This window comes from Alkalimarinus coralli, from assembly GCF_023650515.1.
GTDB lineage: Bacteria > Pseudomonadota > Gammaproteobacteria > Pseudomonadales > Oleiphilaceae > Alkalimarinus > Alkalimarinus coralli.
Genome location: NZ_CP096016.1, coordinates 1,384,038 through 1,410,738, shown reverse-complemented (window position 1 = coordinate 1,410,738; position 26,701 = coordinate 1,384,038). Strand labels below are relative to the sequence as shown.

The 26,701-nt window shown below is 44.4% G+C and carries 20 protein-coding genes and 2 tRNA genes; 7 read left to right on the top strand and 15 right to left on the bottom strand.

Translation table 11 applies throughout. The annotated features are described in order from the left end of the window. Positions 1 to 21 precede the first annotated feature (21 nt). The 8 genes from MY523_RS06240 to MY523_RS06205 all read right to left on the bottom strand — a co-directional run bounded on the left by MY523_RS06240 (position 22) and on the right by MY523_RS06205 (position 14,062). Entirely contained in the window at positions 22 to 2,898 is a 2,877-nt protein-coding gene (locus MY523_RS06240) for a sensor domain-containing phosphodiesterase (protein WP_250657934.1), read from the bottom strand. Between the two features lie 315 nt (positions 2,899 to 3,213). Continuing rightward, a complete protein-coding gene (locus tag MY523_RS06235) occupies positions 3,214 to 3,795 on the bottom strand; it encodes a CDP-archaeol synthase (protein WP_250657933.1) in 582 nt (193 codons plus the stop codon). A 61-nt stretch (positions 3,796 to 3,856) separates the two neighbouring features. After that, a complete protein-coding gene (locus MY523_RS06230) occupies positions 3,857 to 4,474 on the bottom strand; it encodes a CDP-alcohol phosphatidyltransferase family protein (protein WP_250657932.1) in 618 nt (205 codons plus the stop codon). Beyond that, on the bottom strand, positions 4,471 to 6,159 hold the full coding sequence (locus MY523_RS06225) for an AMP-binding protein (protein ID WP_250657931.1): 1,689 nt from the start codon (positions 6,157 to 6,159) through the stop codon (positions 4,471 to 4,473). Before MY523_RS06225 ends, MY523_RS06230 begins: the two co-directional genes overlap by 4 nt. A gap of 45 nt (positions 6,160 to 6,204) precedes the next feature. Continuing rightward, a complete protein-coding gene (locus MY523_RS06220) occupies positions 6,205 to 7,314 on the bottom strand; it encodes a hypothetical protein (RefSeq protein WP_250657930.1) in 1,110 nt (369 codons plus the stop codon). Next, positions 7,314 to 10,046 (bottom strand): phosphoenolpyruvate synthase, encoded by a 2,733-nt coding sequence (locus MY523_RS06215; RefSeq protein ID WP_250657929.1) that lies wholly within the window; start codon positions 10,044 to 10,046, stop codon positions 7,314 to 7,316. Before MY523_RS06215 ends, MY523_RS06220 begins: the two co-directional genes overlap by 1 nt. A 131-nt stretch (positions 10,047 to 10,177) precedes the next feature. Further along, on the bottom strand, positions 10,178 to 12,961 hold the full coding sequence (locus tag MY523_RS06210) for a hydroxymethylglutaryl-coenzyme A reductase family protein (protein ID WP_250657928.1): 2,784 nt from the start codon (positions 12,959 to 12,961) through the stop codon (positions 10,178 to 10,180). 117 nt (positions 12,962 to 13,078) lie between these two features. Next, positions 13,079 to 14,062, bottom strand: coding sequence for a UbiA prenyltransferase family protein (locus MY523_RS06205; RefSeq protein ID WP_250657927.1), 984 nt, complete (start codon positions 14,060 to 14,062; stop codon positions 13,079 to 13,081). A 347-nt stretch (positions 14,063 to 14,409) separates the two neighbouring features. Between MY523_RS06205 and MY523_RS06200 the strand changes: the two genes are divergently transcribed. Further along, on the top strand, positions 14,410 to 15,261 hold the full coding sequence (locus MY523_RS06200) for a 6-pyruvoyl trahydropterin synthase family protein (RefSeq protein ID WP_250657926.1): 852 nt from the start codon (positions 14,410 to 14,412) through the stop codon (positions 15,259 to 15,261). A gap of 114 nt (positions 15,262 to 15,375) precedes the next feature. Continuing rightward, positions 15,376 to 15,804: a DUF3010 family protein gene (locus MY523_RS06195; protein ID WP_250657925.1), complete on the top strand. Its 429-nt coding sequence runs from the start codon at positions 15,376 to 15,378 to the stop codon at positions 15,802 to 15,804. Between the two features lie 201 nt (positions 15,805 to 16,005). Here MY523_RS06195 and MY523_RS06190 read toward each other — a convergent pair. The 4 genes from MY523_RS06190 to MY523_RS06175 all read right to left on the bottom strand — a co-directional run bounded on the left by MY523_RS06190 (position 16,006) and on the right by MY523_RS06175 (position 18,571). Next, positions 16,006 to 16,081 (bottom strand) — tRNA-Glu (locus MY523_RS06190). 33 nt (positions 16,082 to 16,114) lie between these two features. Next, positions 16,115 to 16,190 (bottom strand) — tRNA-Ala (locus MY523_RS06185). A 70-nt stretch (positions 16,191 to 16,260) separates the two neighbouring features. Further along, entirely contained in the window at positions 16,261 to 17,754 is a 1,494-nt protein-coding gene (gltX, locus tag MY523_RS06180) for a glutamate--tRNA ligase (protein ID WP_250657924.1), read from the bottom strand. A 184-nt stretch (positions 17,755 to 17,938) separates the two neighbouring features. Then, on the bottom strand, positions 17,939 to 18,571 hold the full coding sequence (locus MY523_RS06175; protein WP_250658782.1) for an MBL fold metallo-hydrolase: 633 nt from the start codon (positions 18,569 to 18,571) through the stop codon (positions 17,939 to 17,941). Positions 18,572 to 18,786: 215 nt separating this feature from the next. Between MY523_RS06175 and MY523_RS06170 the strand changes: the two genes are divergently transcribed. Continuing rightward, positions 18,787 to 19,794: a zinc ABC transporter substrate-binding protein gene (locus MY523_RS06170; protein ID WP_250657923.1), complete on the top strand. Its 1,008-nt coding sequence runs from the start codon at positions 18,787 to 18,789 to the stop codon at positions 19,792 to 19,794. 35 nt (positions 19,795 to 19,829) lie between these two features. Here MY523_RS06170 and MY523_RS06165 read toward each other — a convergent pair whose 3' ends face one another. After that, positions 19,830 to 20,741, bottom strand: a complete 912-nt coding sequence (locus MY523_RS06165; protein ID WP_250657922.1) for an AEC family transporter — start codon at positions 20,739 to 20,741, stop codon at positions 19,830 to 19,832. 58 nt (positions 20,742 to 20,799) lie between these two features. Then, entirely contained in the window at positions 20,800 to 21,666 is an 867-nt protein-coding gene (locus MY523_RS06160; RefSeq protein WP_250657921.1) for a transporter substrate-binding domain-containing protein, read from the bottom strand. 195 nt (positions 21,667 to 21,861) lie between these two features. Between MY523_RS06160 and dusA the strand changes: the two genes are divergently transcribed. The 4 genes from dusA (at position 21,862) to MY523_RS06140 (ending at position 25,215) form a co-directional block, all read left to right on the top strand. Then, complete coding sequence (gene dusA, locus MY523_RS06155; RefSeq protein ID WP_250657920.1) at positions 21,862 to 22,893, top strand: tRNA dihydrouridine(20/20a) synthase DusA; 1,032 nt, start codon at positions 21,862 to 21,864, stop codon at positions 22,891 to 22,893. Positions 22,894 to 22,996: 103 nt separating this feature from the next. After that, positions 22,997 to 23,953 (top strand): transaldolase, encoded by a 957-nt coding sequence (tal, locus tag MY523_RS06150; protein WP_250657919.1) that lies wholly within the window; start codon positions 22,997 to 22,999, stop codon positions 23,951 to 23,953. Beyond that, complete coding sequence (locus MY523_RS06145; RefSeq protein ID WP_250657918.1) at positions 23,950 to 24,414, top strand: tellurite resistance TerB family protein; 465 nt, start codon at positions 23,950 to 23,952, stop codon at positions 24,412 to 24,414. Before tal ends, MY523_RS06145 begins: the two co-directional genes overlap by 4 nt. Positions 24,415 to 24,477: 63 nt before the next feature. Beyond that, complete coding sequence (locus MY523_RS06140) at positions 24,478 to 25,215, top strand: glycerophosphodiester phosphodiesterase (protein ID WP_250657917.1); 738 nt, start codon at positions 24,478 to 24,480, stop codon at positions 25,213 to 25,215. Between the two features lie 73 nt (positions 25,216 to 25,288). On the opposite strand, the gene sthA is transcribed toward MY523_RS06140, so the two are convergent. Then, the gene (gene sthA, locus MY523_RS06135; RefSeq protein WP_250657916.1) at positions 25,289 to 26,683 is read right to left on the bottom strand and encodes a Si-specific NAD(P)(+) transhydrogenase; all 1,395 of its coding nucleotides are present in this window, start codon (positions 26,681 to 26,683) and stop codon (positions 25,289 to 25,291) included. Positions 26,684 to 26,701: the final 18 nt, after the last annotated feature.

The window sequence follows — 26,701 nt, the reverse complement described above, 5'->3', positions numbered from 1 at the left end:
CTTCACTATTTAGTAAATCAGTCAGCTTAGCAGATCAATCAGCTTAGTTAGCGGTAGCGGCTTACTATAATAGTACCCCTGATAAGCACTACACCCATGCCCTTCAAGGAACAGCATCTGTCCCTCAGTTTCTACCCCTTCAGCCAATACCGACATATTTAGTTCATTAGCGAGCGTTATAATAGCAACCGTTATCGCCGCATCGCTCGCGTCAATACCAATATCTTTAATAAACGACCGATCAATCTTCAATGTGTCTATCGGTAGGTTTTTTAGATAACTGAGCGATGAATACCCTGTACCGAAATCATCAATTGCTAACGTTATACCTAACGCTCTAAAAGCGTCTAGCGTACTGATAACCGATTCCAGATCGCCAATCAGCATGCTTTCAGTCAACTCTAACTCTACATTACCAGGCTTAAGACCAGTCTCTTTGAGCTGGCTGGTGATAAGCTCAATTAATTTATCCGACTCGCGAAACTGGCTCGCTGAAAGGTTAATGGCAACATTTATTTGATCTGCAAACTGATCGTTCAATCGCTCGGCATCACTGATTGCCTGCTTGATAACCCACTCACCAATTTGGTCCATCAAGCCACTCTCTTCAGCAACCGGAATAAACTTATCTGGAGGTATGTATTGTCCATCATCGATCCACCGAATAAGCGCCTCAACGCCTTTTACTTTGCCCGAATTCATATCAATCTGGGGTTGGTAATAAAGCTCAAATGAACGGTCCTGTATCGCAACCTTTAGCCTCTTCTCTAAATCAAGTTGCTCAAGCGCTCTATCATTCATTTCTCGAGTATAAAACTGAAAGTTATTTCTCCCTTCTGCTTTTGCATGATACATGGCCAAGTCGGCACACCTAAGCAGATCCCCTCCATCAACGGTATCCATCGGGTGAAGGCTGACACCAATGCTTGCTGTTACAGAAACGGTATTTCCTTGAACGTCCATCGGCTGTCTTGTTTTTTCCAACAGTTTCTCAGCAAAATAAACAACCTCTTTCATATCCCGAACATTCGATAATACAACAATAAATTCGTCTGCTCCTAGCCGAGCAACCGTATCCCCATGCCCTACATAATCGGTCAGCAGCAATGAAATGTTTTTAATCAACTCATCCCCTGCTGTGTGACCCAATGAATCATTTATTGTTTTAAACTTATCGATATCCAGCATGAGAACGGCAACATAAGAGTAATTTTTGGCCGACAGGCTTATTGCCTGTATCAATCTGTCATGTAACAAACGCCGGTTAGGTAAGCCTGTGAGGCTATCATAAAAGGCGAGCTGTTCGATCTTGTCTTGAGCCTGCCTTAACGCTGAGTAGTCCTCTGAGGTTGACACATATTGAGTAATAGCACCACTGTCATCCTTTATTGGCGAAATAGTATCCATAGACCAATACTCTTCGCCACCCTTCTTCCGGTTTAAAAATTCGCCCTTCCACTTTCTACCATTATTCAGGTCATTAAATACCTTTAGAAATTTCTCTGACTCCCCTTTGCTACTGCACAAAACTGACGGAGACTTCCCTTTTATTTCATCTAATGTATAACCAGTAAGCGTTGTAAAGCGGGGGTTAACGTATTCAATACCCCCACCGGCATTCATAATCGTCACGGCATCAGTACTCTGATCAACAACACTTGAAAGTAAACGAAGCCTTTTCTCGGCGTCCAAGCGAAGGCGCTCAGCATTGATGTTACCAAATGCATAACTCAAGTCCTCCGACAGGTTCGTCAATAACTGAGCCAGCTTTGTGTTGAATATATTTTCTTGTGAAGAGTATATAACCAGAACAGAGCAAACGTCTTGTCCAACAAAAATTGGAACTGATGCAACGGAGTTAAACCCTCTTTTCAGTGCTTCCACTTTTAAAGATTGAAAACCTTTTTCGTTACTCAGGTTATTTATAAAGATAACTTTGCGTTCATTGATGGATCTTACTACTGGCCCCTCCAGATATCGCTCTATATCCAAGTCGATGTTTAAGTTTTCTACATACCCTTCGTTGACCCCTGAATGGCAAATCGGTAGTACCTTTCGATCTTCCAGGTCGCCAATCCAGCCGAGCAAAAAACCACCCTCTCCTACGGCAAGGTCGCATATTTTTTCAGAGAGCTTGCGCCGATCTTTGATTCTCGTAATGGCCCGGTTTGATAGAGTAAGCAGTTGATATAGCTGATTAAGTTGGTTAATTTTTCGCTGTGACAGCTGGCGGCGGGTTAAGTCTCGCCCCACCGCCAATACGACTGAGCGCCCGTTCAAATGAATGTGTTTTAACGCAACCTCTACAAAAATCGTAATATTGTCTGAACGCATCGCGTTTACCTCAAACTTAATGCGCTTCTCAGTCTGTAGTGTCTCTCTAACCCGTTGCTCAACCATACCAAAGTCATTCGGATGGATTGTTTTTAAATGCATACCAAGCATATCAGCACGGTTATATTTCAATGCAGCAGCACCTGAGGTATTTACATCTAGATACCTCATCGACTCTGGGTCTAACACGTATATTCCTTCGAATGCGTGTGCTGAAATACTACCTAATAACCCATCAACTGGCCCTGAGTCATCATGGTTGACAGCCTCTTTTCCAGTCTTTAGCAGTTTTCGAATTTCACGACGCATCGAGGGGCTAAGTACGATAGCCGTAACCAGCACACCCATAATCGCAACTGGGAGGTTTAGCTGTAGAGAATACTCATGGGTACTGATGGTATAGACAATAGGAACAAAACAGAGCGCAACGACTAGCAAAAACAAGGTCGACAAAACCGGCTGGTGATATTTTGCACTAAGGAAGTATTTAAAGAAAATAAAGGCTAAAAAAAGCCACAACGTGGCAGTTCCGACCTTAAACAATATAAGTAATTCAATCCCCATCAATACCAACGTAACCTGTGTGCTCTAATAAGCTTGAAAAAGCGTTAATTTATACCTGATGAGACCTTTGCACGACGTTATGAGCGAAGCAAAGACAAGGCAAAAAATGACGAAAAAGCGCAGTTTATACGTAATAAGTCCCGGTCGACCCAGGAGAGCGCACAATTTTGAGTCATTTTTTAACGCGGTATTTGTAAGCGCAATAGTCGTGCAAGAGTCTCCTGATATATAGCGTAGTTCAGGTTACGTCCTATGTCGCCCAGGTAACTAAAATTGTAGATAAATCCCTTAACACCTATTGAGTATCGCTTGCGGCTATAGGTAAGACTTTTTTAAACGAACCCAGTACAAAACCCGCTTAACCAGCAACGCAACAAAAGGAAACTCAATAAGCAAAAGAAGATAAGTCACAGCTGGAAAGTCAAAAAACAAGGCATAGACAATAGCAAAGCCGATTGCCGAGTCCAGTTGATCCATGGCGATAAACCAGAACGCTCCCTGATCTGGCGCGCCCCCAGGCGGAATCCCTAGCTTTCTTTTTAGGTAGGAGTTTGGCAGCTCCAAAATAACATAGCCAAGCCCTAAACAAAGGCCTAGCAGAGTTAACGAAACATCAGGTAATGAAGATGATAACGAGCCAGGTTGAACGCCCCCCAACATACCTAACAGAAGCGCGCCAGGAATCGTTACCAAGGGCATAACAACAACACCTCTCCAGGTTTTGTTCTTACCAAAAAGCGCTTCGTTTATCGGTACTTTCAGCGATGGTAACCAGTCATTCGCGACAAAGAACATGTGCGCAACACCGCCTATTACAATTGGAAGCGTTAGCCACAGCGCAACAATGGCGCTTTCGTATATTGTCGGGGAGTTAAGCGTACTAATACTATCTATCAAAACATTATCTCAAAAAGTAAATATTTGTCGGTATTGTTCAGTTTGTTGATAGGCAGAACAATCAACCAAACAAACCCGCCAGAAAAAACACCAACGCACCACCAAACACCAGGCTTACAATGACATTGATACTTGAAAATTTAAAAAACGGCCCGTTGTAAATCATAAGGAAGCAGGCCACCGGGTAAATGACGCACAATAGAGCCATTACGATGGCTAGACCGATAAACCAAGAGAGTATGTAGGCACCACCCAAAATGAAATTCAACCAAAATACCGGCATACCTAAGTACGCAAGGTTCCCGTTTTCATCTTTTACATTACCCGACTGATTGAACACCGACAGCCGCAAAATTCCGCAGCACAACACCAGTATGATCAGCATTCCTTCAAAGACGCCGTTGAACCCCCAAAAATAGAGAATGAAACCCGGCACGATGAGGTAATCCAACACGTCAACAAAACTATCAAGATAACGTCCGAATTCACTTTCATAGCCAAGTTTTCGGGCCAAAATTCCGTCAAATGCATCAATCAACATGGCGATATAGAGCAATGAAAGTGCATACGCAATTTGATGCTCAAACGCAAACCACAAACTTCCTGCTGCCACCCAAACGCCACTTAAAGTCAGCCAGTCAACGGGATTTAATGACACAATCAATAGTGGCTTTTTCATAGCATTTTTCTCAGCTTTGCCCGATCTATTTTACTGTTATGGCGACTGTCTACAGGTAACTTATCGAGGCAGACAATACCCGTTCCCACTAAACCTTCATCAATCAATAATCCCATAACCAGATGTTTTAGTTTGATCTCTGCATGTTCTATTTGAGTTGATATATCAATCGTTGAGTAACGTTCTACCTGCTGAACTTGCTCACGCTCAAAGACCAAAACAGGCTTGTTGTCAGGTGTATTTTGAATCAGGGCAGACCGTTTTACCCCTGGAATGGCATCAACTTTACTTTCAATGATGTAGGTAAATACCGGTTTTCCATTAAAATGTATGGAGTCGGACATTCGGCCCATCAACCAAATGCTCCCTTTCTCATCAAGCTTGGCTAAGTCCCCTGTTCTATGCCAGACGCTGCCATCAGCACAATGAATTTTGTTCTCTTTAGTCGCTTCAGGGTTATCAACATACCCTTTAAGCACATGCTTACCCTTAACGACAAGCTCCCCGACTTCACCCTGAACACAATAATAAGGTGCCAACGTATCGTCAGTGATCTGGCCTGGATCTTTCGGTAACTTAACGATCAACACCTCGGATTGATGTGCAGGCATACCAACCAGGTAACCTTCATGTTGCTCTAAAGCCACCTTTGCTGTTTCAACACTGGCAATGGGCTCAGCTTCTGTAGAACCATAGACAACGCGGCTGACTGCTCCTGGAAATGCCTCATTAAGTTTTCTCGATAGCTTCGCAGTCACGGGAGCTCCGCCTAGACTAATACTGTTAAGTGACAACGCCACCGTTGATGAAGATGCGTTCGCCAATGCCGCATCTGCAACCTTCTCTATGAATGCAGGGGCCCCACTCAATCGAGTAACATTTGACTCCAGCAGCTGGCGTAATACCAAATAGCCATCAGCACTTCCGGGAGCCGAAAATTCTATAGCAGGCAAAACACTAGGCATTCCGCAGCAAAGGTTATGCAATACAACTACCGGCAGCGAAGTCATATCAATGTCTTCTGCTGAATCCTGCCAGTGATCCCTAATGGCAATGTGTTGCTGTATCAAGCTATCGTGAGTCCGGTCAGCACCTTTTGGCCTGCCGGTACTCCCAGAGGTAAAGGATATTAAGCCTCTATTACCCTGTTTGATTTCAGCACAAGGCATTTCCTCCAAACTGGAAGGCGTAACACCTTCAAGTAATAAGTCGAGTGTCTTTATTCCTAACAACGGGCTATCAGCCGAAATGCAACGCCTTCCCCAAAACGCAGGAAATAGCCAACGGAAACGTAATAGAGAAGAGGTTGCGACAATCATACTGGCATCGCTCTCCTCTAATGCATTAAGCATTTTTTTAGCCCCCATACCTGTATCTATAAATACAGGGACCATTCCTTCAGCCAAAAGCGCGACAACCAGTGCATAAAGGTTGATGCAGGGCTTAAACATCACCACTACTCGATCCTGCTTTTTTAACCCCTCTCGATTAAGCAGAGATCTAAGTTTGGCTACTCTATCTCCAAGCTCTCCAAAAGAGATCTCTTCAAAATGAGTGATTTTTTGCGCTCGCACCTCATGCGGAATATTCAGCGCAGTAACAAAAGGCTGGCGCTTTGCATGCCGGAGAATAAGGTCAGCGAAATTTCCGGATTCAGGTACCAAAGATGGAACAATCGCGTGCATTACGACTCCTTATAAACCTGCATTGCTATACATCTAACGCTAACCTTATAGCGTCTTCGAAAATAACGCATACTCATGTGACCAGTCCCCTGGTTGTGAGAAAAATAACCGCCCTACTCGTGCAGAAGGGTTGTCTTCTCGTACTAACGTTGCACCACCTAGCTCATAGCTAGCTTCAGACCACTGTGTCAGCAGATAGCTCATGACCGAGAACAGCCCACTTTTCCTGTAGGCAGGACTAACACCACCGCTTTTACCCAATACTTTAGGATGTTCTAAAAGTTTAAAATGATCGTTGTAGCGTATTTGGCTCGCTTCCACTTTCTTTGGTGAAGATTGCTTTAATAAGGGGGAGTAATCTGGGAAGGCAACAAAAAAACCTGCGATGTTACCTTCTGCATCCGTTGCCAATACAGAAGCCTTTGGACAAAAGCGATAAGCAAAGCCTTCGCCAAAGGCCTTTTCAAAAGCTTCAAATGTAATTCCGCTATAGGCAAAGTTATCTTTAAAGATCTCATCTACATTAAGAAAGATTTCCGGTAGATGGTTCAACCAGTACTCTGGGGTAAGGCGACTAAATTTAATACCTTGCTGCTCCAGTTTGGCCACCTCTTTTGACATCAGTGGCGCAGACTTCTCTGCACGATTGTCCAGCCGCCCAAACCAGCTATAGAAACGTTTACTGACACCATACCCTAGCTTCTCCATCAATTCTGGATAATAGCTGGGGTTATACGGTTCACCAGGAAAGTAACCATTTTCATGATGGCTCATTCTAATGCGATATAAGCCAAACGTGTTAAAATTTATTGGGCCGTAAATCACATCTGCACCACATGCTCTGGCCCACCTCTCAAAACGTTCGAAAAGCGCCTGATTAGCTTCCAGTTGATTATCACACTCCCAAAAGCCAAAGTACGCAGCTCGCTTACCGTCTATTAATTGATCCGGATTATAAAATCCTGCGAGGCGAGCACAATTTTTTTCAGTATCAACCCACGCTTTGCCACTACCAAAGAAACTATTCTCGGTCGAGAATAGTGTCCGTATATAGGGTTCACTTTCCTTTATCCAGAAGTCATCTGACGCATAGACTTTTTCCGCAATGCTGAAAAAGGACGCTGGCAGTTGGCTGGCTGTATTCCATTCACTCATTAAACTGTCTCAGTTGTTGTATCTAACCTTTGTATAGTGCCCTTAGCACCATCCATTTTTACTCGCTCGCCATCGTTGATAATTTTGGTAATACCAGGAATATTAACGATAGCCGGAATACCCAGCTCTCTCGCGACAACCGCAGAATGAGAAAGTGTTGAGCCGCGCTCGACCAACAACCCACCCGCCGTTGGGAATAGTGGCGCCCAACCTGGATCAGTCCTAACGGTGCACAATATTTGTCCATCCAGGCTAAGCTCATCTTCTGGCGAAAATATCAGCCTTACCGGTTGCTCCACAATTCCAGGGTAACAACCAAGCCCCGATAGCTCGTCACTATCGGCATCCAGAGCTTCGTGACCGCCTTTGTATTCATAACTATTGTGATGATAAACAGGCCCCCAGGTACTAAAGTGATGAGGGAGTTCTTCCTGCTCGTATGAGGCAAACTCTTTTTTGCGCAGTTGTGCAAGGTCATTAAGGGAAGATACGCTCCTGCCTTCCATATAGGCATCAAGTTCTTCAACGGTGAGATACAGAATATCTCTCGCTTCATCAAGCTGCTTATCCATTTGAAGCTGACGACCTATCTCAATATAGATATCACGATAAAGTCCGAACATACGGGTTCTTGCCAGACGCATATTTTCACGATGTTTAATCGCATCACGCAGCTTCGCCAGATGAACCTTAAATGTGGCCAGTTTTTTAGCACCTAACTGTTGTTCAATCTTGCCGAAGGCCTCTTGCTCTGCCTCCTGCCTGAACGCCGTTTCGTTACTGGAAAGGGTTTCTTCGCTCAGGTCTTCCCGGCTTAAGAAGTTTTTCAGTACTGCAAACATAAACGACGGGTCTTGGCGAAGGCTCACAGATTCAAGCTTCAACTCACCAATCGTTCGATCACCGTACAGCTCGATATACTCAAGACATTGAAGATAAAACTCTGGAGACTGAACCTGAATAGCATCAAGAAGATATTGATTTTCAGTGCCGTTAATAAGTGCTTTAAGCGACTTATCAGACCGAACAAAGCTACACATACGAAGGAGCATTTTAGTCGGCTCTGTGCTTTCTATTCCTTCTTCGCCCGACAGCAAGTTGTTTTGCACAACTTCGGCGTTTTCAATGCCAACCTTTGTGAGACAGCTATTCACTTTTCCGTTATAAATCATCACGTAAAAGTCATTAACAATAGGGGTTGTCCAGCGATTCAGCAGGTTGTTATCCAGCTGCTTGGTCAACGCCATCAGTTCAGCCATTTCCAATGTATGCAGCTGAGTACGTGGAATCGCATTGTACTCCCGCTGAAACATCGCCTTGAACTGATCAACCAAGCTGCCCATTCTTACAAAATGGCTCAGCAGAATGATCAGAGCTTTCAACATGCCGGGCAGTTTTTTTAACTTCTGAAAAGCGGAAAGATGTGTGTCCTGGATCATATCAACAGGGTCTTGTAACCCCATCATTCTTTCCATCGCTTCTTTATTAGTGCCAAATGATGGAAGAAACAGCAACCCTCGATACCAGTTGTTGATGTTGTAGTACACTCGTCCTTTTATGAGGCCCAACATATTACGTAACATACCTTGATTTTTCTGAATCTCTTTTTCAGAGATTCCCATCAACCGCATCGTTTGTTCATACACAGTTGCGTAGGCACGATTGGCAAAACTAAATGTCAGAGGTGTTGTTACCCCACAGTAGCTTTCCTGGATGTTTGAGTTATCCCATACAATTCTATCCCCTTTAGGCTTTTCTGGTGGCGGCATAGAGGTGACAGGTCGTGTTTGAAGAATATAGATCACGCCACTTTCAACAGTCCACTCGATGTCTTGTGGAAACAACCGCGCTTCCGCGATGCTTTTGCCTGTACGTATAAGCTGCTTCACTTGCTCGTTGGTGAGACACGCCTTATTTTTTAACGCTTCGGGAACAGGCTTTTCTATCGTCCCTAATCCCCTTTCCTCGTCAAATACCAACTGAATATCTTTTTCATTAATAGTAGATTCGACCTCTCTGGCATCGAGAGAGGCGGTATATTCATCGGTACTGCAAAGCCCGGACACAATACCTTCTCCGGCCCCATAACACGCAGAAATTAATCCCTGGTCACGACGACCATTAATGGGGTGAGCGGTAAACATTACCCCGGAAACTGACCCGAATATCATTCGCTGGACAATAACAGCAGCTTTTATATTTCTGTAATCAATATTATGGTGTAAACGATAGATCAGCGCACGCTCAGTAAATGCGCTGGCAAAAACACTTTTTACCGAGTGGGTTATTGCATCAATACCCTTTTGAAATAACTCTGAGTCCATTTGGCCGGCAAATGAAGCGGATGCTGCATCTTCGCCAACTACCGAAGAACGCACTGCATAGAAATCTTCGACTCCATTAGGCATTGTCGCGAGCGACTCGCTAATTTGCTCTTCCAGGGCGCATGGCAACACCCCGGATAAAAGTTTGTTCCGAATCTCTTCAGATACTGGACCGACATTTTGATCAGATAATGTTTTTAGCTTCTCATCTATCCAGTCACCCAATTTGTTTTCAGATACAAAGCCGTTAAAAGCTTCCGTAGTGATAACAAACCACTCGGGTACATTAAACCCGTTACGGGTTAACCACGCCATCTGGCTGGCTTTCCCGCCTAGTGTGTTTTCGCTAAAGCTTGACGCTCCTTTTGAGGAAAGGACATAGCCTAAACCTTCACTTTGAACTGTCATATTATCGTTACCCAAACCGTTTCTGTTAAAGCCAAGCCGCGACCTATGGCCGGAATTTGGCATTAGCTTTTATCATTAATACATTAATACCCCGAACTTGAAGCATCCAAGGTAGTCGCGTTTATTGCTCGCTATTTACAAGCCCGCTCAATCTCTATTTCCAAGAGACGCCTAAATGAGCTGTGCACGCGTTCCATAAACTTATAATGTCTAAAGGTATGAGCCATCGCATACAACGACATTCGGGTGACTAACAAATCAACAATACAAAGGCTAAACCCGTCTCTCCAGCCCGCTGCATCAATCTCTACACCGGTGTTTTTCTCAAGCTCTAGTCGATGATACTCAACAAGTTCATCGATATCCGCTCGAGTGAAATCTCCGGTCAGTGTAAACGCCATCAACTCTGCCACATCATATTGAGGCAGGTGAACAGTCGCCAATTCCCAATCGTAAGCGCATAACCTCAACCCGTCTGACGTTTTTCTGAACGCTATATTACGCGGGTTGAAATCGTTGTGGATAAGTGTTTTTGGCATACTTTCCAAGCGATCCCACAGTTTAGGCATCGCCTTAACCAAGTCGCGGTAACGCACCAGGTCATCATCAGAAAACCACTCGGGAAACTCTTCTCTTGCATGAACACCGAGCATTTCCCAAAGACGCTGCTTCTCAACTCTCGACTCCTTAGTCGGTGCGTCGATAATCCACGGCTGCTGGCGAAGCTCTTCCTCACGGCCAAACCAAATACTATGAACTTCTGAAATGCCTTTGATTGCGGCTTTAATATGCTCATTTGTCCAGCCAGTCACGTCATCTGCACTGTCCATCAGAACCATATCCGTCATCAACTCTTCTACAATCAGGTACGCCTCACGCTCCTCATTTTCGTAAACACCATAAACCAAAGGGGAGTTTCGCGTAAAACGAGGGTCTTTTTGAGTCATCACCGCAAGCTCCCGCTGGTGACATCCACGGAATCCTAGCTGATCTTTATATCGATTATATTCCTGCGCTAAACGTGGGTCACACATTGCAGCCATGCTATTTAGCATCATGATGACCTCTGCATCCAAAGGCTTAACTTTTACCATTACATCCTTTGTTTCTTCCTTCCCCAGATCATTTTGCAGAGACAGAGAATAAGGAAAATGCCCCAGTATTTTGTTCACCTTATGGGCAGTTAATTCAGTGATAATACTGCTGCCTTTGGATTCGTGAACAATCGGCTCTGCAGTTCCGACAGTGAGGTGTTCACTTTCAAATTGCTTGCGCATGATACGCTGGAAAAACTGCGGATTTAAGTCGCCTTGCTTGAGTGTATCTACGGGTCTGTTTCGACCCAAGCGCTCGTGAGCACTTGCGAACTGGCCACTAGCAATAGCTGATAACGTCGACAAATCAAGTGCAAGACAGTAGCCACAAATAATTTCTGCAAGACGCGCCGCTTTCCCAGGCCCTGCACACCCCAACAGCTCCAGGCATTCGCGTTGCTGGGTAAGACTTGTTCCGCCGCCCACTGTTCCAATTACCAGGCTAGGGAGGATCATGCTTGCGTACACTGAACGACCGTCATCGGTCAATTCCAAATGAAACTGCCCTATCGATGATTCATGAACGCAGGCAATATCTTGCCCGGTCGCTGTAAACATCGCCCCAATAACGTTGGCTATGTTGATGTTAATTCCAACCATACCGGCACCGATACTTCCAGTAACAAAGTTCTGGTAGGCTTCAACCAGCTGTTTGGGCGTCACTTTGAGTACGCGTTCGGTATGTTCGGCAGGCAGTATGCACTCAGCCATCACCTTAACCCCGCGCCCCTTAAGAAACGATTGATAGGTGACTTTTTTGTCGTTCGACAGGTTGGCCTCAATCATAAAGTTTTCAAACTTTAGTGATTCAAATTGCTTCATTTGCTCCATGACCCAAAGACATGCTTGCCAGGTACATGTAGTCGTCATATTTTGGCCAGCCGCATCGCCTGTTTCATACACAAAATGAACATGCACGGCCTTGCCAAATACTTGAGGTTCCACCTCTTTCAAGTCAGCATAGTTGGAGAAACGCTTAGTCTGTTCTTTAATTTCGTTGAAGTGACTTTCTATCCAGTTAGCGAAAAATAGAGCATCCTGCATGTTGCTCAATACAAACAGTGGTACACGCAGCATTCTCTGCCCCAGCACCTTGGTATTTACACCACCGCACCGCGAAAGCACCGTGGCTCCTCGCGTTGCAGAAGCCACTAACGCACCTTCCGATGTAGCCATTGGGGCATACATCAGGCCATTCACGTTTTGGCCATTGATTAAAAGAGGACCAGCTACCCCCACGGGGACTTCTACAGAGCCAATAAACGCCTCAATGTTACTCATCAATTTATTGGCATCAAAGCTGTTTTTCTCTACAGCCGTTAGCTCTGCATCCGTGTTTTCCCTGATAAAAGCCAAACGTTCCAATCTCGCTTCTTCGCTATAGACTCCGCGAGCAGGTACCTTAGGCAGTGTAAGGGCATCGTAAAGAGGTTGATCATCGGCCTTGCTACTCTCTCGATGTATTTGATAAAGAACCTGCCAAAGGCAGCTGGCATTATCAGTCTCTGGAACAACAGTTTTTACTTCAAACAGTTGTAAGCGTCCATTTTCCGCGCTTACCGTTTGGGGAGTGATACTGGCAATGCTAAGGTGGGTATCGCATAGAAATTCGCCATCAATAAATACTTTGGGGTCTTCAAGGAACAGGCCAAGGCAGGATTCATCAAAATATTCAGATGATTCAACAATGAATGTTAGACCGTTAGGAGTAATGGTTAAAATATCGCCAGACAGAACCTCTCCTGACTTCGTAAAAGAGAGCATTCCCTGGTGGGCAGTATTGTTAATATATCGCCCAAATTCTTGAGTATTAGGTAGCATTTAATCGCTACTCCTTCTATTTATATAAAACAACATAATCGAAACGTTAAGACGCTCGGCATTAATTAAAAATGTGCATAGCATCTCTTCTACAAGTAATAGTGAAAGCAGCAACACTTACATGAGGGTTAACGTAATCCCCCGGTTGACAAATACACTGACCAATACCACCAAATACCCTAACAACGTACCAAGAGCGACAGCCATCTCATTCTTCTCCCGCCCTTTTTCTGTCGGCTCAGCAATAAAACTTAATAAGCTTTTTAGGCATAACAGCAACACAATCGCCAGAACAACTAATGCAGGCCAGTACCCAGCGCCTCCTACCTGAAGAATGATGAAGCATTGAGTAGCAATCATTCCCAACACTAATGAAATAACCAATATAGCAGCGCCTTTTGCACCAAATATTTTTGAGTATGAGTCAACCGTATCTCGTTCTTCTTCTGGCCCTCTGGTTTTTCGTGTGATTTCAAAAGCAAAACCACTAATAAATGCCAGAAAACCCAACGCAATAACTTCATTGCTTAAAGGCGCGCTGGGGCGTCCCATTTGAACCAGCCACCACACGATAAAAAACATCACGATCATATGAGAAAAGGCATACAACGTTAGACGCTTCTCAAGCCATTCACCGCAGAAAAATTCCTTCCCCATTAAACATGTCCAACCAAAAACCATTAACCAGGCAAACATTGTCGGCCCCACTGCACTGGCATTGGTTGTCTGCACAGAGTCAAGAATAAGTGAATAAGTGATTTGCAGCGCAATTGCTGCCAGGGCCAACCCTTTCAGGTGGTTTAGGGTGATCAAGCCACTTTGCAGTACCCGCTGTGGATGGTTAAGCACATCAAGCTCATAGTCTTTGTGCTCATCAAATATACGAACCACCAAAAAAAAGCTCCAAGTGATCAGGCACCCTACAATATCAATGAGAGCTAACGAAACAGCACCTTCGGTTGAGGAATAGCGAGCGATTACCGCAGCAGTCAGATACAAAATAAAAAAAAGCAGTGCATTTACAAATGGGAAACGTTCATCCATCCATGCTTTGATTCTAGTCGCTAAGGGAGATTCAATCGTTACTGAATTAGGGTTCACTTATTAAGTCCTTTGCTTGCTGATATAGAGTTATCTGTTGGTGCAGAGCCGTCACTTGCGGGAACAGACATTGGTACGATGGCACTAGTTTAGTATTTCGAATCAAACCGTGTCGTTCACAAGTGTTTCTTTTTGTAACATTATGCCACCAACAAACTTTATTGTGCATATGTACCATTATTTTTTTATAAAATATTACATTTGTGCACATTTTTATTAATAAAACGATCAAAGGGCGACCAGCTTTATGGCATGGTATTTTATCTGGTATAATTCTCCGCATTCTTAACCTCCTTCTGACTTAGATAACCTAGTCACCACCCATCAGAAACCCTGGCTAACCTCTCATGAATCAGCTCTTTGTAAACAACCTGACCGTAATTGATTTTTCATACCTGCATACCGAAAGAGGGATTTTAGGCGAGAGCTGGATCGTTGACATAGAGTTGGAAGGCGACCTGGACGAACAAGGTATGCTGTTTGATTTTGGTGATGTAAAAAAGAAAATTAAAAACATCATCGACCATGAAGTCGATCATAAATTTGTTGTTCCGGCAGCTCATCAAAGCATTAGCATCAACACACAGGGCACCCTTGCCAAGGTTGTGTACAACGCGCCTAGCGGCGAGCAAATTATTCATCATTCGCCATTGGAATCCCTTACCCAAATAAAAGATGTAGAGATTAGTAAAGAGAACATATCTGCTTATTTGTGCGATAGAATACTTCATCAGCTCCCCTCCAACGTGAAAGGCATTTGCATTCAATTAAGGGAAGAGGTTATTAAGGGTGAGTTCTACCACTACAGTCACGGACTTAAAAAACATAAGGGTAATTGCCAGCGCATTGCACACGGCCACCGCTCCACAATCAATATATATAGAGATGGTAAGCCAGCCCATGACCTTGAAAAGCAGTGGGCTAGCATCTTTGAAGACATTTACATCGGAACAGAGAGTGATATTGCAGGTAACCCGTTAATCAATGGGCACCCCCATACCCATTTTGCCTACTCTGCCATTCAAGGTGACTTTGAACTGATAATACCCTCCCGCCAGGTGTATATAATCAAAACCGATTCAACTGTTGAGTGGATCGCAACACATATTTCAGAGCAATTGAAAGCTCAATATCCGACCAGTCAGTTTAGAGTCAAGGCATTTGAAGGCGTAGGCAAAGGGGCCATTGCCGAGCGGTAATATGGCGGCAAACCAGGGCCTGCATCGCACATCTGTGATGCGCGGATACAAACCTCCTCAGCGGTTTTTATTTAAGCTATAATGGCTCCCTTTTTTTATTACATGGTACCAATCATGAAAGTCTGTGGTGTTGAATTAAAAGGCAATGAAGCCATTATCTGCCTTATGTCCCTGTCTGATGGTTTAATAGATCTTCCTGATTGTCGAGTGCGCCGACTCACTCTCGTTGACGTGAACAGTAGAGATCAATTAATAGACTTTCAGTTTGCATTTGCAAAGCTAATGGAAGACTACAAAGTTGACAAAGTCATTATTCGACAAAGGCCAACCAAAGGTAAATTCTCAGGAAGTGCAAACGGCTTTAAGATGGAAGCAGCCATTCAATTGTCGGACGGCTTTGAGGTAGAAACGCTATCGGCAACAGAAATAAAGGAACAGCTTAGCCACAACCCTATACCCATCCCGTTCACAAGCACCGGATTAAAAGCGTTTCAGGAACCAGCCTTCACAACCGCATTTGCAGCTATTTCTCGCAAGAAGTAGCCCTACTCTCATACAGTGCCCCCTCTCACAACGTGAGAGGGCTCCGCTAGCCTGGCAACCAGACCCACGCATAAAACATCAATAACCACGAAAACCAAGCCATAGACAGCTGACCCAGCTTTGCGCGTAGAACTGCCGAGCAAAGGCCATACATCAGGCGAAAAAAAACCTGAAACAAGGTTTCAGGTTTTTTGGAATAATTGGCGTCCCCAAGGGGAGTCGAACCCCTGTTACCGCCGTGAAAGGGCGGTGTCCTAGGCCTCTAGACGATGGGGACCCGGAACTTTCTATCTTGTCGATGACATAAAATTGGTGGAGCCATGCGGGATCGAACCGCAGACCTCAACGCTGCCAGCGTTGCGCTCTCCCAGCTGAGCTATGGCCCCAATCTGTCATCGGGGCCGTATATTATTGAGTTACCTTCGATGAGTCAAGCATTTTGCTGATCTAATTTGTTTATACTTCGATCTGCGCTAAAACAGCCTGATATTCCTTTTCTACTCGCTTAGTTTCTTTCTTGGAAAAGCCCCCCAACAGGTTTAAAGCATACCGCAAGCGTGCTCTTGTCATGTCTGGGCCTAGCAGATTCATTGAGTCCATTACTGACCATGAGTTTGGCGTTCCGGCAATAGCGACAAACACAGGGAAGTTGAAATCCCCCATTTTCAACTCCATCGCCTTTGAGAGTGCTTTTATATCAGCAAATATATTCTCTTTCGTCCAATGGCGTTGAGCCTCCAACTTCCAAAGGGCAAACTGTAATACTCGCTTAACCTGCCCTTCGTCCAGTTTATTATGAGCAAAATCATCCGCAGAGAGGTTCAACATTCCCGAAAACATAAACCCCGCCAAAGGAACAACATCACTGAATGTGTCTACTCTTCCTTTAACATGCGGAATAAGCGGTGCCATTCGCTCGGCATTAAATGCCCAGTTTTGTAACCTTAGAGAGAACTCTTCGTCGGAAAGGTTTTCTCTAATCCATAAACCATTCAACCAGCTCAGCTTTTCGACATCAAAAATAGGCCCACCAAGCGACACTCGAGATATATCGAAATGGCTAACCATCTCTGATAAGCTGAATTTCTCGCTCTCGTCTGGCATTGACCATCCCATTCGTCCCAAGTAATTAACCACAGCCTCAGGCATAAAACCCATCCGCTCATAATAGTTAATACTGGTAGGGTTTTTGCGTTTACTTAACTTGCTTTTGTCAGGATTCCGCAACAGCGGCATATGGCACAACACCGGCATATCCCATTCAAAGTACTGATAGAGCAACTGGTGCTTGGGTGCAGAGTTAATCCACTCTTCCCCACGTATTACATGGGTGATATCCATAAGATGATCATCAACCACGTTAGCCAAGTGATAAGTAGGCATGCCGTCAGATTTTAGAAGTATTTGACAGTCAACCTGAGACCAGTCAATCTCTATTGTTCCCCTAAGCATATCTTCGATAAGACATGTCCCCTCGTCAGGAACCTTCATTCTGATAACGTAGGGATCTCCAGCATCCAACCGGGACTTAACTTCATCCTCTGACAGCTCAAGATCACCCTTAATACCGGGGTTTAGGCCTGCGGCTTTTCGTTCTTCACGAATCTGATCCAGCTCTTCTGGCGTTCTAAAACAATAAAACGCATGCCCTTTTTCAACCAATTGCATTGCATACGCTTTGTAATCATCTTTCCGCTCGCTTTGGCGGTAAGGGCCTTTAGGGCCACCCACATCAGGCCCTTCGTCCCAATCTAGCCCCAACCAGCGTAAAGCGCCTAAGATATCCTGCTCAGACTCCGCCGTGCTGCGAGCCTGATCAGTGTCCTCTATTCGTAATATAAACTGTCCACCGTGCTGGCGAGCAAAACACATATTGAAAAGTGCAATGTAGGCAGTTCCTACGTGAGGATCGCCTGTTGGAGAAGGCGCAATACGAGTACGAACAGTCATAAAATGAATATCTCTCTGTAGATGACTTAAAAAGGGGCTATTATACGCAAAAACCCAGCGCGGACATCATTAAAATAACCACGCAACGGCATACAGCTCATATTCGATAGTAGCTTCGCTCAGATCAACCCAGGATTTGACAGAGTAGTATGCGAGCGGTGCCTCAAGCCAGTTAACACTGGCATTAATCTGCTACAAACGGATTACTTCTTCTCTCTTCTCCGAACGTTGACATTGGCCCATGCCCCGGAATGAACGACGTATTGTTGCCAAGAGGCCAAAGGTTGCTTTTAATCGAGCGGATCAACGTTGCATGATCGCCTTTTGGAAAATCCGTTCGCCCGATTCCACCATGAAAAAGCACATCCCCCACTAATGCCAGCTGTGCGTCACTGCTATGGAATACAACATGCCCTGGAGTATGACCTGGGCAATGAACAACATTTAACGTTTCATCACCAACCGTCACCAGATCACCATCTTTCAACCACCGGTCAGGTGTAAACGTCTCGACAGAAGGAAAACCAAACATCTGACTCTGCTGAGGCAGCGCGTCAATCCAGAATTTGTCTTCTTTGTGAGGTCCCTCAATCGGCACGGCATATTGTTTTGCCAGTTGAGCCGTTCCACCTGCGTGATCTATATGGGCGTGAGTCAAAAGAATTTTTTCCAGCATTAACCCTTCTTTATCCAATACCGCGGTAACTCTACCCAAGTCGCCTCCTGGATCAACAACTGCGGCCTTTTTTGATTGATCGCACCACAGTACAGTACAGTTTTGTTCAAAGGGTGTCACAGGTACAATTTGATACTTAATAGCCATTCAGTTCTCTCTATCCAATATAGTTATTAGCGGTTTCTATATAGTTTTTAGCGGTTTTTATAAACGTGATTTAGCGTGACTATATCAAAAATGGCATCCAGCGAAAAACTACTACTCGTTGGCCACTCACTGCCGTGCTATACTTCGCGCCGCACGCCTGATCTGAGCCCTCTTGATTCATCTACAGCCTTAACAACGAAGATTTTTGAATGATCCAGTATTTCACAATAGCACTACGCAACATGACTGTTAACCGCGTAAGCTTATTTACCAAATCAATCGCAGTGACACCGTTAATCATTGCGCTTGCTGTAGCTCTCAGTTCAGCTTCGATAAAGGCCGACGATAAAAACCCTCAAAGCATTAACGTCCTTAGCTCAATCAAGCCCATTCAATTAATCGCAACGGCTATTGTTGGAGACTTGGGTCACTCCAACCTGCTTCTGCCTCCGTCTGCTAACCCTCATCACTATCAGTTAAGACCCTCACAAAGGGCACGCCTTAGCAATGCAGATTTGTTCATATGGGTTGGCCCAGAGCTTGAGCTATTTCTTGTGAAAGTACTTCAAAGCAGCGGAGTAAACCAGCTGCCACTCACAGCCGCACTCAAACTACAGCAAGACTCTACCGAGAACCACTCTTCAAGGCGCGACACTTTAGAGCACCACGAACACAGCCACAATCATGAGAATGGTTACACTAGCGCGTTTGACCCTCATATCTGGCTGAATCCGGCATACACGCGCAGCATTGCCGAGTCTATCTATAACGAGCTTTCTACCCACTACCCTGCGCATCAAATACGGCTACGGGAAAACACAGATACGTTTTTAGCTCGTCTCAAAACGTCAGAAGAGCAAATCACTAAGCAGTTTACAGCTCAAAGTCAGATTGATATTTATACCTTCCATCATGCCTTCTCTTATTTTGCAGATTATTTTGGCATGACAATATCAGGAACGATTACCCTAACTCCAGAGTCCCGGCCTGGAGCCAAGCACCTTGCTCAGCTTGCCAGTGAGATCAGTAATAAAAAGAGCATATGCCTGATCAAAGAGCCCAATTTCAAAGCCCCATATGTCGAAACGATCACTCAAGGAACTGATGTAAAAGTCATTACTGCCGACCCGCTCGCCACAGCAATGGTAAACTCTGAGACGGGTTACATTGAGTTCATTCACGCAATTGCAGATAGTTTTTCCCAATGCCTGAAATAAGCGCACTTAAACCAAAAGAGCTGAGTTGCAAGAGATCAAAGAAGTAAGGTCACCATAAACGGAATGGTGACTATCGCTAAAAGGGTTTGGCCACTAACAATGGTCGCCATCAAATCGGCATCTCCCCCTAACTGCCGGGCCAAAATGTAAGAAGAGGATGCCGTCGGGAGGCAAGATAGCAGGATAACAACGGTGCTTGTAACAAGGTCTGCCCCGACCAGTCTCAGAATCAACAAGCTTATAACAGGAAAAACCAGCAACTTAATAAAGCTCGACACGACAAAAGGCATTGAGGCACCACGCAGAGACTTTAAGTTGAGTCCAGCACCCACCGCCATTAACCCCATCGGTAATGCCAGCTGGCTCAATGGTTTTATCATACCTTCTACAACCGAATAAAACCTGACACCAGCCATATTGAGCGAGATGCCAATCACACAAGCTACGATTAACGGGTTAGTCACAATCGCTTTAAGCACCCCTGAAAGCCCCTTAATCTCTTTCTCCCCCCAAACCGAAAAGACCAAAATACATAGCAGATTTATCAAAGGGATCATGATCGCCATGGCAACAGCCGCAGACGGAAGATAAGCATCTCCAAACAGTTCGCTAATTGCTGCCAAACCAACGTAAGAGTTGAATCGGATTCCTCCCTGATAGATCGAGGTAAAAATGGCACCAGGCCACTTGAGTAACTTCTGGGCAATAATCAGTAAAGCTGATACTGACAGCAGAAAAAGCACTACAATGAGTGCAATATCTGCAAGTTGGACGCCCCCTCTTTCGGCATTGGTTAATTTGTAAATCAGCATTGCCGGGAAGAGTAAAAAGTAGGTGAATTTTTCAGCTTGCGACCAAAATGTATGCCCGGGGAAGTTAATGCGTCTCAACAGATACCCCAGCATAATGAGTGCGAACACAGGTATTAGTGCAACTGAAACAGACATAGCATTACCTACTTAGAAAAGCCTATTGAGAGAAGTCGATTTCTACTGGTGCTGAACGTTAGTCGGCCTTATACCAAAGCTCATCAATATCGAGAGGCGTTTTTTCTGGTAACCCGGGGTTAACAAGCTCAAACGTTTTTCTACTGCGAATATTGGCGAGACTAAAAAAGTTCTGATGCACTGGAAAGCCGTAGAATAGCGCATCAAAACTACCATCCTCAATGGCAGTCAATAAGCCTTTCTCAATTCTGTTTGCTAGCCATTCATCGCTTCGGTTAACAAAGAAATACATGGGGGCCGCATATTTTAATAGAATTGACGGCTCAACAATTAAGCCTCGTTGAGCGTGATGTTTGAGTTCCGCCCACGCCTCATTAATGCCTCGCGGAAAATAATCAAACCGTTTCTCCTGTAACATCGTAAAAAGCAGTTCAAACCTGACACTCGTAACCACATCTATACCATTTTCCCTAAGAACGCGAGTGTCAGGCCAGTGCGCCCCCTGCCCTGCTTTAAATCGCCTTAAGCCGTCCAGAGACTGGATAGATCCAAATGTGTTTTTATCTTCCTTTCGTATTAAAAAAACCCGATACCCTAACAACCCCTTTAACAATGGAATTCGAATCGGTAACAATCTATCTTCTCTCTCCTTCGAGGTCATTGTCCATAAGACGTTCAGGTTATGTCCTTTTTCTAGGTCTAATAAGTTTCGAGCCTGAGATCGATCCTTTTGTGAGCGCGTAATCTGATATCTACCGTCGCTAATTGTTTTTTCCATTGCTAGTTCGAGTAATTTAACGAAATACTCCGCATGCTCGGCATTGGACACATCGACTCGAGGGATGACAAGATTAACCTGTTCTTGATGGCTACTCGTTAGCCCTAGCGCATAAGAGGGGAATAGGCAGAGTGTTATTACCGTCAATACTAGCCTTTTCCCAAATAACGCCTGCGGCAAACAAGAGCATAAAGCTCCAAAGAAAAAGGCACACCTGATTAACAGCTTCACTGACAACCTTTATAGGAAATAAACAATCTCTGTTATAATAACCCACGTTTTGCCGGTATCCTACAACCATCGTACCTAAACCATCAGATAAACTGGGTAGCCCTTACAGAAATGACAAACATCGACTCTCCCAAGCCTCTTAACCGCAAGTTCTGTATAGCCCCGATGCTCGATTGGACCGATAGACATTACAGGTATTTTGCGCGCCTTATTTCCAGAAACGCTGTGCTCTACACCGAGATGATTACAACAGGTGCATTGGTACATGGCGATAGAGATCGATATTTACAATTTAACCATCAGGAGTCTCCACTCGCAGTGCAGCTAGGTGGAAGCAACCCTGACGAGCTGGCTGCGTGCGCCAAAATGGCTGAAGACTTGGGTTACAACGAAGTTAATCTTAATGTTGGCTGCCCGAGTGACCGAGTCCAGAACAACATGATTGGTGCATGCTTAATGGCTCACCCTGAACTCGTCGCTGAGTGTGTTAGCAACATGCAGCGTTCGGTGTCAATACCTGTTACCGTAAAGCACCGCATCGGCATAGATGAAAAAGACAGTTACGAAGAGCTTCACCATTTTGTAAAAACTATTTCTGAGGCCGGTTGCTCCACATTTATAGTGCACGCTAGAAAGGCAATCCTTCAAGGTCTATCGCCAAAAGAAAACAGAGAAATTCCCCCTCTTAAATATGATGTAGCCTATCAACTAAAACGAGACTTTCCATCGCTTGAAATAATCGTTAATGGTGGAATCAAAACCATCAACGAAAGCCTAAGCCATCTCGACCAGCTTGACGGTGTAATGGTCGGAAGAGAGGCGTATCAAAACCCATGGTTATTATCGCAGGTTGACCAAAAAATATATGGCGAGCAAGAAAGTACACTCACTCGCCAGCAAGTCCTTGAGGCTATGATTCCATATATCGAAGAAGAGATGAGCAAAGGTGCTTATCTCGGACATATTACTCGTCATATTCTAGGCATCTTCCACAGTATGCCGGGAGGGCGTAAATTTCGTCGTCATTTGAGCGAGAATGCGCATAAGCCTGGTGCCAGTATTGAAGTGCTTAAACAGGCACTCGCTATCGTGACCTCTGAAAGGGCGGCAGCGGTGGAAACACAAGCCGCATTTCCGCAGTAAGCTAAAAAATCCAGCTGAAAGCACGATAATTTACTTGTCCTCTACTCGCCTGTTCAGTATTGTTTACCATATATGAATTGCTTATATAAGGTGCAGTACCGTTATGGAAAACAAGCTAGAACAACTTAGAAAAATGACCACCGTCGTAGCTGATACGGGCGATATCGAAGCGATAAAACGATGGCAACCCGAAGACGCTACAACCAACCCTTCTTTATTACTAAACGCCTCAGAGATAGCCGAGTATCAATCACTCATTACCAACGCACTAAACTGGGCCTCACAGCAAGGTGGCGATTCAGAACAGTCATTATCTGATGCGACCGACTATCTTGCAGTATCAATAGGTAAAGAGATTTTAAGCTGCATCCCCGGCAAGGTATCAACAGAAGTTGACGCACGCTTGTCTTTCAATACCACAGAGACCGTAAAAAAAGCGAGAAAACTGATCGCTTTGTATGAAGAACAGGATATCGACCCCAATCGTGTATTAATTAAGATTGCATCAACATGGGAAGGTATAAAGGCAGCGGAAGTACTTGAAAAAGAAGGCATAAAGTGCAATTTAACACTCTTATTTAGCTTCGCTCAGGCAGTGGCAGCAGCACAGGCAGGCGCGTATCTTATATCACCATTTGTCGGCCGAATACTTGATTGGTACAAGAAAGACACGGGTAAAGCCGGATACCCTCCCGCTGAAGACCCTGGCGTATTGTCTGTTACTGAAATTTATAATTTCTATAAAAAGAATCAATATAGTACCGTCGTTATGGGTGCAAGCTTTCGCAATACCGGCGAAATAGAAGAGCTTGCCGGTTGCGACAGACTAACAATCAGTCCGGCCTTGATGGAAGCACTCTCACAAGACAATGGTGAGCTCACTCGCAAGTTATCACCATCCACTAAAACAGGTAATTCAGCACTATCTATGGATGAAGCATCTTTCAGGTGGGAGCTAAATGGTAATGCCATGGCAACTGAAAAGTTGGCTGAAGGTATTCGCAAATTTGCAGAAGATCAGGTCAAACTCGAGCAAAAACTTAAAGGTTTCTCTGCATGATTAGCAAGATTAAACGTTTTTTTGAAGAGAACTTACAGTTATCAGACCACAAACCTGAGGAAAATGAAAAGCAGATAGAGTTAGCCTGTATAGCGTTACTCATTGAGCTGGCTAAAGTAGATCAATCTATTGACGAAAGTGAACTCAGGATTATTCGTGAATTAGCCAATAAGCAATTCGAAATTGATAACGGTAAGATAGACGAAATTATCGCATTAGCTAGAGAAGAGTCTGAACAATCTACTTCGCTATACCAGTTTACCGACCTCGTAAATACAAACTATTCCGATGAGATGAAGTATCAACTGATTTTATCGATGTGGAAAGTAGCATTCGCAGATGGTGAACTTGATAAATATGAAGAGCACCTTATACGCAAAATATCCGACTTAATATATGTTCCTCATGTTAAGTTTATGGAGGCGAAGTTTGATGCTCAAAAGGAAAACTCCGTTCGTTAGCAAGTTAAACTACTTGAGAGTAGGATTGAAAAGCAAAACTAAGACCGTGAGGAAAGCAGTGCCGTGAAAATATATGGACATAGGGGTGCTAAGGGAGAAGCCCCTGAGAACACTCTAGAAGGTTTTGTGCATGCATACAACCAGGGAATAAAACGTTTCGAGTTAGATATACAGCTCACGAAAGATGGCCAGTTGATAGTAATTCACGACCCGACACTTGAAAGAACCACTGGCGTTGTAACTAAAGTAAAGGATGCGATCTTTAGCGAAGTTGCAACACTGGATGCTAGACAAAATACAGCCGCCTGGAGCACGCACTGCCATATCCCCAGCTTATCAGAAGTGGTCGAATCATGCCCTGATGTGGAGCATTGGCAATTTGAGGTCAAAAGCAGCTCAAAAGATCGGCTAAATATTCTATGCAACCGGCTAGTAGAATACATTCAGGCAGACAAATTAAAAGAGCGCTGCGTTGTAACATCTTCCAACACCTGGTTTTTAAAAGAGATAAAGCGAAGGGATACCAGCATAAAAACAGGTTTTGTAGCCGAATATCGATTTCCAAACCCACTAAATACCGCAAACACTCTCGGCTGCGAGTACCTTTGCCTGAATTACAGCCTTTGCAATAAAAGTGTTGTGGAAGAAGCGCATAAACTAGATATTCATGTGTCGTGCTGGACTGTTAACAATATACACGAAATGCTTCTACTGAGAGAAAAAGGGGTGGACAGCATCATTACTGATTTCCCTACCAGTGCGCTAATGTACTTTGAAAATCATGGATTGATTTCTAACTGAAAGGGTTATCTCACGCCGAAGCGGTTGGAAAACCAATCGCTCAGCAACAGAGCGATTGGTTTAAAGATAGCAACTAGAAGATTCTGTTTAAACCATTCAAGGCTGCAACACGATAGGCTTCGGCCATAGTCGGATAGTTGAACGTTGTGTTAATAAAGTAATCCAGAGTATTTGCCTCTCCTTCCTGACTCATAATTGCTTGACCGATATGAACGATTTCGGCAGCCTGATCCCCAAAACAATGAATTCCAAGAATAGCCTTTGTATCCCTATGGAATAACACTTTGAGCATTCCAACAGGCTCACCTGTTATTTGCGCTCTCGCTAAATCTTTAAAAAACGACTGCCCTACTTCATAAGGTACTTTTTCGTCAGTCAGCTGCCTTTCAGTTTTACCAACTGAGCTTATTTCCGGAATGGTATAGATACCTGTAGGAACATCATCTACGTAGCGATAAAAACTGTCACCAACCAGCTCTGAAGATGCCGCACGCCCTTGGTCATACGCTGCACTTGCCAGTGCAGGCCAACCTATAACATCTCCCACAGCATAGATGTGTTCAACCTCAGTTCTATACTGTTTGTCTATAGTTAACTGTCCTCGCGAATTAGGCTCTAGCCCAACATTCTCAAGCCCCAGATTGTCTGTATTTCCGCTTCGCCCGTTACACCACAAGAATGCGTCAACTTTGAGTTTCTTACCCGACTTAAGAGTAACAACCACACCATTCTCTTCACCCTCAACCGACTCGTACTCTTCATTGTGGCGAACAAGTACACCATTGTTTCTAAGGTGATAACTTAAGGCATCCGAAATTTCATCGTCCAAAAATGAGAGTAAACGATCACCCGGGTTAATAAGATCTACTTTCACGCCTAAGCCAGCGAAGATTGACGCATATTCCGACCCAATAACTCCCGCACCATAGATCGCTAGCGTTCTAGGTGTATGGCTTAACTTCAAAATCGTGTCACTATTGTAAATACGGGTATGGCGAAAGTTAATATTTGAAGGCAAGTAAGGACGAGAGCCTGTCGCAATAACGACATTTTTTGCATTCAAGATCTCATTTGAGGTTTGGCTACCTCTTATTTCTATTCTATGTGGGTCAAGAAAATAGGCGGTTCCGGTATACAGGTCAACCCGGTTACGCGCATAGAATTGAGTACGCAGTTTAACTTGCTTCGATATCACTCGTTCAGCATTTTTAAGGACGCGAGGAAACGAAAACCAGCGTGGCTCGCCAATATCACGAAACATGCTATTTGTGTTAAACGTAATAATTTGCTTAACAGCATGCCGCAAGGCTTTGGAAGGAATTGTCCCAAGGTGAGTACAGTTTCCACCCACCATCTCTTTATTTTCTATTATAGCAACTCGCTTCCCGTTCTTTGCTGCATTCATTGCAGCACCTTCTCCTGCAGGACCTGCTCCTATGACAACTACGTCATAATGATATTCAGCCATTACCCTTTGCGCTCCAAT

What these genes read in the sequence shown, in the direction of transcription:
- MY523_RS06210 (WP_250657928.1), bottom strand. Translation starts at nt 12,961, where the DNA reads ATGCTACCTAATACTCAAGAATTTGGGCGATATATTAACAATACTGCC.
- MY523_RS06220 (WP_250657930.1), bottom strand. Translation starts at nt 7,314, where the DNA reads ATGAGTGAATGGAATACAGCCAGCCAACTGCCAGCGTCCTTTTTCAGC.
- MY523_RS06225 (WP_250657931.1), bottom strand. Translation starts at nt 6,159, where the DNA reads ATGCACGCGATTGTTCCATCTTTGGTACCTGAATCCGGAAATTTCGCT.
- MY523_RS06170 (WP_250657923.1), top strand. Translation starts at nt 18,787, where the DNA reads ATGATCCAGTATTTCACAATAGCACTACGCAACATGACTGTTAACCGC.
- MY523_RS06165 (WP_250657922.1), bottom strand. Translation starts at nt 20,741, where the DNA reads ATGTCTGTTTCAGTTGCACTAATACCTGTGTTCGCACTCATTATGCTG.
- MY523_RS06215 (WP_250657929.1), bottom strand. Translation starts at nt 10,046, where the DNA reads ATGACAGTTCAAAGTGAAGGTTTAGGCTATGTCCTTTCCTCAAAAGGA.
- MY523_RS06195 (WP_250657925.1), top strand. Translation starts at nt 15,376, where the DNA reads ATGAAAGTCTGTGGTGTTGAATTAAAAGGCAATGAAGCCATTATCTGC.
- dusA (WP_250657920.1), top strand. Translation starts at nt 21,862, where the DNA reads ATGACAAACATCGACTCTCCCAAGCCTCTTAACCGCAAGTTCTGTATA.
- tal (WP_250657919.1), top strand. Translation starts at nt 22,997, where the DNA reads ATGGAAAACAAGCTAGAACAACTTAGAAAAATGACCACCGTCGTAGCT.
- MY523_RS06200 (WP_250657926.1), top strand. Translation starts at nt 14,410, where the DNA reads ATGAATCAGCTCTTTGTAAACAACCTGACCGTAATTGATTTTTCATAC.
- MY523_RS06240 (WP_250657934.1), bottom strand. Translation starts at nt 2,898, where the DNA reads ATGGGGATTGAATTACTTATATTGTTTAAGGTCGGAACTGCCACGTTG.
- MY523_RS06230 (WP_250657932.1), bottom strand. Translation starts at nt 4,474, where the DNA reads ATGAAAAAGCCACTATTGATTGTGTCATTAAATCCCGTTGACTGGCTG.
- gltX (WP_250657924.1), bottom strand. Translation starts at nt 17,754, where the DNA reads ATGACTGTTCGTACTCGTATTGCGCCTTCTCCAACAGGCGATCCTCAC.
- sthA (WP_250657916.1), bottom strand. Translation starts at nt 26,683, where the DNA reads ATGGCTGAATATCATTATGACGTAGTTGTCATAGGAGCAGGTCCTGCA.
- MY523_RS06145 (WP_250657918.1), top strand. Translation starts at nt 23,950, where the DNA reads ATGATTAGCAAGATTAAACGTTTTTTTGAAGAGAACTTACAGTTATCA.